The sequence below is a fragment of the Phreatobacter sp. genome (genome assembly GCF_052440005.1).
Lineage (GTDB): Bacteria > Pseudomonadota > Alphaproteobacteria > Rhizobiales > Phreatobacteraceae > Phreatobacter.
Window position 1 is genome coordinate 1 of record NZ_JBQVQL010000123.1, and the last position, 10725, is coordinate 10725.

Here is a 10725-nt window from a genome sequence, read left to right on the forward strand (position 1 = left end):
GGCCCGCACTGAGGCGCCGAAGGCGGCCGACCGCTCCGGCGGCTGGCTGTCGGACCTCCTCGCCCGCGCCTCGACCGAGGAGCAGACCGACCAGCCCATGCGGCCCGCCCAGCGACGGACGCCAGCCCCGACGGCCCTCGACAATCTCGACGCCCTGTCCTCGGACATCGCGCGGATGGTCGACCACGAGGCGGTTGCAGACCTGTGGGATCGCTGGCGCCGCGGCGAGCGGAACGTCTTCTCGCGCCGCCTCTACACGACGCAGGGCCAGCAGACCTTCGACGAGCTGCGGCGGCGCTACCGCCGCGACGTCGAGTTCCGCGCGACCGTCGACCGCTATGTCGACGAGTTCCAGCGGCTCCTGGCGGATGTCGATCGCAACGACCGCGACGGCTCGCTGGCCAAGTCCTACCTGACCTCCGAGACGGGCAAGGTCTTCACCTTGCTCGCCCATGCGAGCGGCCGCTTCGACTGAAGCGGCCCTCCGGGCTGACACGCAAAAAGGGCGCCGCGCGGCGCCCTTTTTCGTTGCCGCCAAAGGGCGGAATGGGAAGCGGTGGGGTCAGACCTGGCCGGTGGACCAGAGCACGATCTCGCGCATGACGCTCTGGACCGCGCCGTTGAAGGCGGTCGACACGTTCACCGCGTCGGTGCCGGCCGCAGGGGCGCGGGCGGAAAAGACGCGACCGGCGAGGATCCGACCGGAGCGATCGTTGACGATCTTCACCGACATCTCCACCACCACCTCGGTCGCGCCCGATGCGACGACCTCGAAGGAGCGGATCTCGGCGAGCAGCTGCCAGTCGGACGCGAGGCGATCGCCCGGGCGGCCGACGGAGCGCAGACGGTTGGCGTTCTCGAAGGACTGGATGAGGCGCGCCTGCAGAAGCTTCGGCAGGCGGTCGGCCCAGGCGCCGTCGGTCAGGTAGGAATAGGCGCCGCCGGGGCCGCGCACGGCGATGCGCTCGGTGTCGAGGCTGGCGATGGCCTTCGGCTCGACCACCAGCAGCTGGCCGCGGACCGAGCCGGCGCGGGCGGGAAAAGTCGTCGGCGCGGTGATGTCGAAACCGCGCGGCACGTTGGAGGAGGATGAACACCCCGCGAGCGCCAGAGCCATCAGCCCGGCCAACGCCAGTCTGCCGCTGCGCCCTGCCCGCTTCGATCCCTTGTCGGCCACCGTGGTGTGCTGCACGCCCGAACCTTCAGTTCCGCCTATCGGCGATTGTATTCGGGCACGCCCGAGCCGCCGAATATGAACCTCTGCGGGTTGCGCTCCAGAGAGCGCAGGGTCCGTTCGAGTTCGGTCAGCGTTCGCCGACCATCGGTCGACAGGGATTGGATATCGCGGATCGTCCGATCCGTGAAGCCGGAGATGGAGGTCGTCAGCTGCGCCGTGCGGGTATCGAGCCGCTCGGCGAGAGTGCGGACGGACCGCGCCGTGGCAGTGAACTCGGCGAACATGTTGTTGGTTCCATCGCCCGAGAAGCTCTTCAGCAGCCCGTCGATTCGGTCGGCCATGGCGTTGAGCTTGCCCGACACCTCGCCGGCGTTCTTCAGCAGCAGGTCGACATTGGCGGAGTTGTCGCCGAGCGCCTGGGTGAACCGGTCGATATTGGCCATGGCCCGGCCGATCCGCTCGCTGTCGAGCGACTGGATGACGCGGTCGGCGCCGGCCATCGTGCGGTTCAGCGCCCGAACGTCGAAGCTCGCGGCCACCTCGTTGACGGTGCCGAGCGTCTGCGTCAGCGAACTCGCCGCCGTGCGGGCGTCGCGCAAGAGGTCGGCGAAGGTCTCGCGCTGGGCGTTCAGACCGCCGGTCAGCTCGTCGATGTTGCGCAGGATGGAGGTGATGCGGCCGGGCTGGGCGCCCTCCATCATCCCCTCGATCTGGGTGGTGACGCGGTCGAGCCGCTGGGCGAGGGCCGCGATCTGCTTGGCGGCCTCGCCTGTCTGGCCGAGAAACTCGCGGACGCCGTCGGAATTGTCGCCGAGGGCGGCCGTGAACTTCTCGACGTTGCGCAGGCTCTGCTGGAACGAACCCTGGCCCTCGGCGATCACCGCGTCGAGGCGATTCACCAGGCCGTTCAGGGTGTTCATCGTCTGCTGGGCGCCGGACATGATGTCCGAGCCACCGGGCACGTCCGGCCCTATCTGGGGCGGCTGACCGCCGGCCGCGCGCTGCAGCGGCTGGGCCGGGTCCGGGCCGTTGACCAGGCCGAGGGAGGCGATTCCCGACAGGAGCTGCACGTTCAGGTTGGCGCGGGTCGCGGTTGAGATGGGCGTTCCCGGCTGCAGGGCGATGATGGCGACGACCTTGCGCGGATCGCTCGGGTCAATGTCGATGCGCCGCACCTCACCCTTGCGGATGCCGTTAAAGAAGACCGCCGAACCCGTGCGCAGGCCGCTCACGGGACCGGTGAAGACGACGCGGAAATCCTCGCGGTTGCTGCTGTCGCCGACGCGCAGGAACCACCAGAGGAACAGGCCGAAGGCTCCCAGCACCCCGAGGGTGAAGAGGCCGATCAGCGTCGTGTTGGCTTTGGTCTCCATGCGTTTGGGCTCACATCCTTCACGCCTTGACCCGGGCGGCACGGGCACGTTCGCCGCCGAAATACTGCTTCAGCCAGGGATGGGGATGGCGGAGCATGTCCTCCATCGTTCCCGTGGCGATGACCTTGCCTTCGGCGAGGGCTGCGATGCGATCGCAGATTCGCGCCAGGCTATCGAGGTCGTGGGTGACCATATACACGGTCAGGCCCAGAGTGTCGCGTAACGTCCTGATGAGCGTGTCGAATTCCTCGGCGCCGATGGGATCGAGGCCGGAGGTCGGCTCGTCGAGGAAGACGATTTCGGGGTCGAGGGCGAGCGCGCGGGCAAGCGCGGCGCGCTTGATCATGCCGCCCGACAGCTCCGAGGGGTACCTGTCGGCGGCCTCCGGCTTGAGGCCGACCATGGCGATCTTCAGCCGGGCGATCTCGTCCATCAGCGGCTCGGAGAGCTTGAGATATTCGCGCAGCGGCACCTGGATGTTCTGCTTCACCGTCAACGAGGAGAACAGGGCACCGTGCTGGAACAGCACGCCCCATCGGCGCTCGATGGCCTTGTGCTCGGCGCGCGACAGGCCGTCGAGGTCCTGGCCGAAGACGGTGATCTTGCCACGGCGCTTCGGGACGAGCCCGATGATGCAACGGGTCAGCACGGACTTGCCGGTGCCGGAGCCGCCGACGACGCCAAGGACCTCGCCCGCGCGAACGTCGAGGTCGAGGCCGTCGATGATCATCCGTTCGCCGAAGCCGATGGCGACGTCGCGGACGGAGATGATGACGTCGCCTGTCTCGTATTCTCCCACGGGCGATCCTTCCGTCAGTAGCCGAGGCTGGCGAAGAGGATGGCGAAGATGCCGTCCAGGACGATGACGAGGAAGATCGCCTTGACCACCGAGGCGGTGGTCTGCTGGCCGAGGCTCTCCGCCGAACCCTTGACCCGCATGCCCTCGATACAGGCGACGAGGCCGATGATCAGCGCCATGAAGGGCGCCTTGAAGAGGCCGACCCAGATATGGCGCTGGGCGACCTCCTCCTGCATGCGGGTGAAGAAGATGTCGATGGGGATCTGCCCGTAGAACTGCGCGACCATGGCGCCGCCCATGATGGCGGAAATGTTGCCGATGAAGGTCAGCAGCGGCAGGCCGATGACGAGGGCGGTGAGGCGCGGCAGGACCAGCACCTCGACCGGATTGAGGCCCATGACCTTCAGCGCGTCGATCTCCTCGCGCATCTTCATCGAGCCGATCTCGGCGGTGAAGGCCGAGCCGGTACGACCCGCCACCATGATGGAGACGATGAGCACGCCGATCTCGCGCAGGGTCAGGATCGAGACGAGGTCGACCACGTAGGTGTCGGCGCCGAAGTCGCGGAAGAAGAAGATGCCCTGCTGGGCGATGATCCCGCCGATGAGGAAGGTGATCAGCGCCATGATCGGCACGGCCCGGAAGGCAACCCGGTCGAGCTGGGTCACCACGGCGGCGAGGCGGAAGCGGCCGACCCCGGTGAACAGCGAACCCGCGGCGGCGACCACCTCGCCGAAGAAGGAGACGAGCGCCACCATGTCGCGGCCGGCGTCGACCATCTGCTCGCCGACCTTGTCGAGGGCCTGGACGATCGCGGGCTTCTCCTTCGACGGGACCGGCGCGGGCTCCGACAGCCCCTCGGCGATCTCGCCGTAGATGGTGGCGGCGGCCTTCGACAGGCCGGAGCGCTCGACGGGGATGCCGCGCGCGCCGAAGGCCATCTCGATGCCGCGCACCAGCGTGCCGCCCAGGGTGTCGAGGCGCTGGACGCGGGAGAAATCGAGCAGGACGGACTGCGGCGAGCCCCCCTCGGCGATGAGGCTGGCGACCTGCGGCTCCATGTCGCCGGCCGTCTCGGCCGTCCACATCCCGCCGAAGGCCACCGTCAGCCGGCTGCCGTCCACTCTGCTCGCCAGTTGGGCTTCAGGCACGAGGCTCTTCCCGCTCACGGCCGCGAATAAGTCGCATGCGCGGGTCCGGCTTGGCACGCGCGCTCGGTCTCTCCATAAAGGAGCCGTCCGGCGCCGTCGAGGTCGCCGCCCCTCTCATTCTCCGCGCAGGCCCCTCATGGAACTCGCCAAGCCCTATCTCCTCTTCCTCGGGGACGTCCACGACCAGCTCGCCGCCAAGACGGCCCAGGGTATCGTCGACTGGCGCCGCGACTGGTGCGTCGGCCAGGTGCGCCTCGAGGGTTGCAAGGCCGATACGGGCCTCGACGACCTCTCGATCACCGAAGGTGCCAAGGCCGGCGCCAAGACCCTGGTCGTCGGCGTCGTCAATGCCGGCGGCGTGCTGCCCGACCACTGGATCGCCAGCATCGTCGAGGCGATCGAGGCGGGCATGGACATCGCCACCGGCCTGCACGCGAAGCTCTCGGACATTCCGAAGATCGCCGCCGCCGCCAAGAAGCACGGCCGCCAGCTCCACGACGTGCGCCATCCCACCCAGACCTTCGCGACCGGCAAGGGCGGCCTGCGCTCCGGCAAGCGGCTGCTGATGGTCGGCACCGACTGCTCCGTCGGCAAGAAGTACACGGCGCTGGCCATGGAGAAGGGCATGCGGGATCGCGGCTTCGACGCCGATTTCCGCGCCACCGGCCAGACCGGCATCTTCATCTCCGGGCGCGGCGTCGCCGTGGACGCGGTGGTGGCGGACTTCATCGCGGGTGCGGCCGAGTGGCTCACCCCTGCCGCCGACCCGCTGCACTGGGACGTGGTGGAGGGCCAGGGCTCGCTCTTCCACCCCTCCTTCGCCGGCGTGACGCTCGGCCTGCTGCATGGCGCCCAGCCGGACGCCTTCATCGTCTGCCACGAGCCGACCCGGCGCACCATGCGCGGCGTGCAGACGCCGCTCCCCTCGATCGACGAGGTCATCGAGCAGACGGTCAATCTCGGGCGCCTGACCAATCCGGCGATCATCTGCACCGGCCTCTCGATCAACACCGAGCACCTCTCCGAGGACCAGGCCTTCACCTATCTGGACCGGCTGTCGCGTGAGTACGAGCTCCCGGCGACCGACCCAGTGCGCTTCGGGGTCGAGCCGCTGGTCGATGCCCTCGCCGAGCTCTACGGCGAGCCGGAGCCGCGGCCGAAGAAGGCCAAGACCTCCGCCCGCCGGGCGAACTGAGGCGTCCCGCACCATGGCCTCCCGTGAACTGACCGTCCGCACCGAGCGCTGGCCGATCGCCGGCACCTTCACCATCTCGCGCGGCTCGCGCACCGAGGCGGTGGTGGTGGTCTGCGAAATCCGCGAAGGCTCGGCCATCGGCCGCGCCGAATGCGTGCCCTATCCCCGCTACGGCGAATCCGTGGACGGGGTCGCCGCCGACATCGAGGCCATGGTCGACGCGCTCGACAACGGCCTCGACCGGCAGGGCCTGCTCACCGCGATGAAGCCGGGCGCGGCGCGCAATGCGGTGGACTGCGCGCTGTGGGACCTGGAATCGAAGCTCGCCGGAAAGCGCGCCTGGGACCTGGCGGGCCTGCCGACGCCGAAGCCGCTGACGACGGTCTATACGATCTCGCTGTCCTCGCCCGAGGAGATGGCCGAGCAGGCGGCCCGGTGCGGCCGCCCGCATCTCAAGATCAAGCTCGGCGGCGAGGGCGACGCCGAGCGGCTCGCCGCCATCCGCGCCGCCGTGCCGGATGCGACCCTCGTCATCGATGCCAACGAAGGCTGGACCCCGGCCAATCTCGAGGCGAACCTCGCGGTCTGCGAGCGCTTCCGCATCGCGCTGGTGGAACAGCCCCTGCCCGCCTCCGACGACGAGGCGCTGCGCCACGTGCGCCGTCCGATCCCGATCTGCGCCGACGAGAGCGTCCACGACCGCCCGTCGCTGGCGAAGCTCGCCGGCAAGTACGACGCCATCAACGTCAAGCTCGACAAGACCGGCGGCCTCACCGAGGCCTTCCTGCTCGTCGCCGAGGCGGAGAAGCTGGGTCTCAAGATCATGACCGGGTGCATGCTCGGCACGTCGCTGTCGATGGCGCCGGCCACCCTGATCGCGCAGAAGGCGTTTCTCGTCGATCTCGACGGCCCGCTCCTCCTGCGCGAGGACCGGCCGGAGGGCCTGCGCTACGAAGGCGCCACCGTCTATCCGCCGACGCCCTCGCTCTGGGGCTGAACGGGGGCTGTGGGGCGCGGCACCGGCATGGCCCTCGCCACCACGGTGACGATGAGCCCGGCGACGCAGAGCGACCCCATGGCGAGATAGGCCGAGGCACCGACCCGCGCATAGAGATAGCCGGCGATCAGCGTCGACAGGGCCATGGCTCCGCCGATGGCGACAGAGACAGTGCCCTGCCCGCTGGCGCGCTGGTGGGCCGGCAGGCGCGCGGCGAGATAAGACATCGTGCCGAGATGGACGAGGCCGAAGCCGGCGGCATGGAGAAGCTGCAGCGGCCCGTTGATCCAGAGCGGCGGGTCGAGCGCCATCAGCACCCAGCGCAAGAGGCCCCCCGCCCCGCCGATCAGCAGGAAGGTGGTGGGCCGCCAGTCCCGCGTGAAGCGGGTCGCCAGCCAGAACATGGCAATCTCGGCGAGAACCGCGATGGCCCAGAGCATGCCCACGGTGAAGCCGGAATAGCCCAGAGCCTTCCAGTGGATGGAGGCGAAGCCGTAATAGACCGCGTGGCTCGCCTGCAGCAGGGCGGCGGCGATCATGATGAGCACGAAGCGCTGGTTGAAGAAGCCGGGGCCTGAGGGCGCCACCGAGCGGTCGCGCCGGTCGTGCACCAGCATCAGCGAGGCGACGACCAGGGGGATCATGCTCGCCCAGATCATCCAGACGATCCAGTCGGGGGCGACCAGGGTGAGGGCAAGGCCGCCGACGATGTTGGTCACCATGAAGGCGATGGAGCCCCAGACGCGGATGCGGCCGTAGTCGAGGGTGCGCTTGGCGACGCCGGCGAGGCCATAGGCGTCGACCAGCGGCACGAGCGGGCTCCAGACGAGGCCGGTGATGACGACGCCGATGAGGATCATGGTGAAGCTGTCGGCAAGGCCGACGCCGATGAAAGCAACGGCCGTGGCACAGCAGCAGATGACGATGGCGTAGGACAGGATGCCCGCCTTGTCGGCGAGATAGGTGACGACCGGCGTGGCGATGAGGCGGATGAGCTGGCCGCCGGCGAGCACGATGCCGATCTGGCCGTCGGCGAGACCCTTGGCCTTCAGCCAGACCGGGAAGAAGGGCTGGTGGAGCCCGAAGCCGATGAAGAGGGCGGCGTAAAACAACGCCAGTCGTGACGCAAAATGCTTCGAATCGTCCGATTTTGCGGAAAGGTCACGGACCATTAAGATTTCATCAGAGAATCGTTTCCTCGTTCCGTTCTAGACCGGGACGATTGATCCTGCGAGAGCGGACCGACGGATGACCGACGACATCACGCCCCCGTCACGGCTGGCGCCCGTGTCCCTCGCCGAGGCCGATTACGGGGCGATCGAGCAGGCCGTCATGGAAACCGCCCGCGGGCGCTGGTTCCTCGCCGAGTACGCCCGGCGCAACCGCCATTCCGATACCGTCGCCGTGCTCGACGCCATCGGCAAGCTGGAGAGCGCGGTATCCGTTCCCCGCTCCACCCCGGACGTCGACCGGGTCCGCATGGAGATCCGCGAGATGGCCCATGCCATCGCCCGCACCAAGGCCGAGATCGCCGCGATCAAGCCCGAGGGGGTGGATGCCGGCACCGGCCATTTCGAGGACGCCTCCGTCGAGCTCGACGCCATCGTGCAGGCGACGGCGACCGCGACCGGCGACATCCTCAGCGCCGCCGAGACCATCCAGGAGATCGCCTGGACGCTGCGCGAGATGGGCGCCGAAGGCGAGGTCTGCGACCTCATCGACACCAAGACCACCGACATCTACACGGCCTGCTCGTTCCAGGACATCACCGGCCAGCGCACCCGCAAGGTGATCGGCGTGCTGCGCTTCCTCGAGGACCGCATCGATTCGATGATGGCGATCTGGGGCGAGGGTCGCGCTCCGGCCGGGCCGGCACCGCGCCCCGTCTCGGAGGAGGCATCGCTCCTCAACGGTCCGGCGAAGCCCGGCGAGGGCCTGGTGCAGTCCGACGTCGACATGATGCTGGACGACGGGCTCTTCGCCGATGCGGCGCCCGTCGCCGCGGCGCCCGTACCGGCCATCACGGCGCCGAAGCCTGCCGCTCCGCCGGTCCGCGAGCCCGCCCCGCTGGCTGCGGCCGCCGAGGATGTTCCCGCCACCGCCCGCGCCACGGCGGCGGCCGCGCTCTCCACGTCGGGGATGCCGCTGGCCGAGACGCCGCGTGCGCCCCGTGAGACGGAGGCGCCGCTCGTCCCCGGCCTGCCGCGGATCGAGGACATCGAGAAGCTGAGCTTCGTCGAGAAGGTGGCGCTGACGAGCTGAGGCGCCCGCCGCGCCTCCCTCAGGCGATGAGCTCGGCAAAGAGCGCCGGATCGATGTTGCCGCCGGAGACGATGGCGGCGACGACCTTGCCCTTCACGTCGATGCGGCCGGCGAGCAGCGCCGCCAGGGGAACTGCGCCCGAGGGCTCGACCACCAGCTTCAGCTCGCGGAAGGCGAAGGCCACGGCGCGCCGAACCTCGTCTTCGGAGACGACGAGGCCGCCGGCCACCAGCGGCTTGTTGACGGCAAAGGTGAGCTCGCCCGGCGTCGCGGCGAGGAGGCCGTCGCAGAGCGAGCCGGTGCGCCGCTCGTTCGAGACCCGCTCACCGCCGGCAAAGGAGCGCGCGTGGTCGTCGAAGCCCTCGGGCTCGACCGAATAGATCTTCGCCGTCGGCGCCTTCTCGCTCACCGCCAGGGCAATGCCCGCCAGCAACCCGCCACCCGAGCAGCAAACGAGCACCGTGTCGGGCGCCAGGTTCTTCGCGCCGAGATCCTCCATGATCTCGCGGCCGACCGTGCCTTGCCCCGCCATGATGTGGAAGTCGTCATAGGGCGGCACGACGATGGCCCCGCGCGAGGCGGCGATGTCGCGGGCCATGGCCTCGCGGTCGTCCTTGGCCCGGTCGAAGAGCACGACCTCGGCGCCGGCCGCGGCGGTGCGCTCCCGCTTCAGGACGGGCGAATCCTTGGGCATGAGGATGGTGGCGCGGATGCCGAGGAGCTGGGCGGCGGTGGCGACGCCCTGGGCGTGGTTGCCGGAGGACATGGCGACGACGCCGACGGCCTTGCGGTCCTCGGGGATGCGGGCGAGGCGGTTGTAGGCGCCGCGAAACTTGAAGGAGCCGGTGCGCTGGAACGGCTCGGCCTTGAGGAAGACGCGGCCGCCGGTGATGGCGTCGAGTTCGTGCGAGGTGACGAGCGGCGTGCGCCGGGCCACGCCCTCGATGAGACGGGCGGCGTCGGCGACGTCGGCGGCGGTGGGCAGCACGGGCATGGCGGGTCTCCTCGCGGTCGGCGCCGCCTTATGCGTGAGACTGCGGGCCTGTCGCAAGTGAGCGCTTGTGGGACCGGCGATCAAGCGGCGTGATGAATGCGGCGATGGACCGCCGCGGGCGGCCTCGCCTTCCCGCGGGACTGCCGCTAGACACGCGGGCGGAGACTTTCGCGTGACCGACGCCCCTGCCCGCCTCAACGCCGCCGACGGCCCGGCCCCGCGCCCGCTCGCGGTGCTCATCCTGATGAGCCGCACCGGCGGCGGGCATCTCGCCAGCGCGCGGGCGCTGGAGGCCGAATTTCGCGCCAGGCGGCCGGACTGCCGGGTCACCATCGTCGACCTCCTGACCGACCACACCGCCTTTCCCTTCTCGCGCATGCCGGCGACCTACGATTCGGTCGTCAACCGGACGCCGCGTCTATGGCACGCCATGTGGCGCGTCACGGCGCTCAGCCCCGTCGGCCGGTCCTCCGCGGCGATCGTGCGGCGGCTGTCGCGGAGCCGCATCGAGGCGCTGCTGCGCAGCGAGCGGCCCGACCTCGTCATCTCTGTCCACCCGCTGGTCAACCACCTCGTCCTGCCCGTGCTGGAGCGGGTGGCGCCGCTGACACCCTTCGTGACGGTGGTGACCGACCTCGGCGGCATCCATCCGCTGTGGCTCCATCCGCGCAACGCCGCCGTCTACCTGCCGACGGACCGGGCGGTGGAGCTTGCGGTGTCGCGCGGGCTGCCGCGCGGGCGGCTCCACGCCCACGGCCTGCCGGTGCGGGCCGACTT

General features: G+C 69.7%; 11 protein-coding genes. 5 read left to right on the top strand and 6 right to left on the bottom strand.

The genetic code is table 11. The features are described 5' to 3' along the window. A partial coding sequence (locus ACT6XY_RS20835) for a hypothetical protein (RefSeq protein ID WP_444750225.1) occupies positions 1–475 on the top strand: 475 nt, incomplete at its 5' end. Positions 476–562: 87 nt separating this feature from the next. Here the strand turns inward: ACT6XY_RS20835 and ACT6XY_RS20840 are convergent. The 4 genes from ACT6XY_RS20840 to ACT6XY_RS20855 form a co-directional block, all read right to left on the bottom strand. After that, a complete protein-coding gene (locus ACT6XY_RS20840) occupies positions 563–1192 on the bottom strand; it encodes an ABC-type transport auxiliary lipoprotein family protein (protein ID WP_444750226.1) in 630 nt (209 codons plus the stop codon). Positions 1193–1212: 20 nt separating this feature from the next. Then, entirely contained in the window at positions 1213–2550 is a 1338-nt protein-coding gene (locus tag ACT6XY_RS20845; RefSeq protein WP_444750227.1) for an MlaD family protein, read from the bottom strand. A 19-nt stretch (positions 2551–2569) separates the two neighbouring features. Beyond that, positions 2570–3280, bottom strand: a complete 711-nt coding sequence (locus tag ACT6XY_RS20850; protein WP_444750235.1) for an ABC transporter ATP-binding protein — start codon at positions 3278–3280, stop codon at positions 2570–2572. Between the two features lie 83 nt (positions 3281–3363). After that, positions 3364–4500: an MlaE family ABC transporter permease gene (locus ACT6XY_RS20855; protein ID WP_444750228.1), complete on the bottom strand. Its 1137-nt coding sequence runs from the start codon at positions 4498–4500 to the stop codon at positions 3364–3366. A gap of 136 nt (positions 4501–4636) precedes the next feature. Between ACT6XY_RS20855 and dgcN the strand changes: the two genes are divergently transcribed. Further along, positions 4637–5695 carry an N-acetyltransferase DgcN gene (gene dgcN / locus ACT6XY_RS20860; protein ID WP_444750229.1) on the top strand — a complete coding sequence of 353 codons (1059 nt, stop codon included), beginning with the start codon at positions 4637–4639 and terminating at the stop codon, positions 5693–5695. Between the two features lie 13 nt (positions 5696–5708). Continuing rightward, on the top strand, positions 5709–6692 hold the full coding sequence (dgcA, locus tag ACT6XY_RS20865; protein ID WP_444750230.1) for an N-acetyl-D-Glu racemase DgcA: 984 nt from the start codon (positions 5709–5711) through the stop codon (positions 6690–6692). On the opposite strand, the gene ACT6XY_RS20870 is transcribed toward dgcA, so the two are convergent. Further along, entirely contained in the window at positions 6662–7804 is a 1143-nt protein-coding gene (locus ACT6XY_RS20870; protein ID WP_444750231.1) for an MFS transporter, read from the bottom strand. The genes dgcA and ACT6XY_RS20870 overlap by 31 nt on opposite strands. Positions 7805–7940: 136 nt before the next feature. On the opposite strand from ACT6XY_RS20870, the gene ACT6XY_RS20875 reads away from it, so the two are divergent. Beyond that, positions 7941–8954 (top strand): hypothetical protein, encoded by a 1014-nt coding sequence (locus ACT6XY_RS20875; protein WP_444750232.1) that lies wholly within the window; start codon positions 7941–7943, stop codon positions 8952–8954. Positions 8955–8973: 19 nt separating this feature from the next. On the opposite strand, the gene ACT6XY_RS20880 is transcribed toward ACT6XY_RS20875, so the two are convergent. Beyond that, positions 8974–9948: a threonine ammonia-lyase gene (locus ACT6XY_RS20880; RefSeq protein ID WP_444750233.1), complete on the bottom strand. Its 975-nt coding sequence runs from the start codon at positions 9946–9948 to the stop codon at positions 8974–8976. Positions 9949–10120: 172 nt separating this feature from the next. Here ACT6XY_RS20880 and ACT6XY_RS20885 point away from each other — a divergent pair. Next, positions 10121–10725 (top strand): MGDG synthase family glycosyltransferase (locus tag ACT6XY_RS20885; RefSeq protein WP_444750234.1); only part of this gene is annotated, 605 nt, incomplete at its 3' end.

What these genes read in the sequence shown, in the direction of transcription:
- ACT6XY_RS20850 (WP_444750235.1), bottom strand. Translation starts at nt 3,280, where the DNA reads ATGATCATCGACGGCCTCGACCTCGACGTTCGCGCGGGCGAGGTCCTT.
- dgcN (WP_444750229.1), top strand. Translation starts at nt 4,637, where the DNA reads ATGGAACTCGCCAAGCCCTATCTCCTCTTCCTCGGGGACGTCCACGAC.
- dgcA (WP_444750230.1), top strand. Translation starts at nt 5,709, where the DNA reads ATGGCCTCCCGTGAACTGACCGTCCGCACCGAGCGCTGGCCGATCGCC.
- ACT6XY_RS20875 (WP_444750232.1), top strand. Translation starts at nt 7,941, where the DNA reads ATGACCGACGACATCACGCCCCCGTCACGGCTGGCGCCCGTGTCCCTC.
- ACT6XY_RS20880 (WP_444750233.1), bottom strand. Translation starts at nt 9,948, where the DNA reads ATGCCCGTGCTGCCCACCGCCGCCGACGTCGCCGACGCCGCCCGTCTC.
- ACT6XY_RS20845 (WP_444750227.1), bottom strand. Translation starts at nt 2,550, where the DNA reads ATGGAGACCAAAGCCAACACGACGCTGATCGGCCTCTTCACCCTCGGG.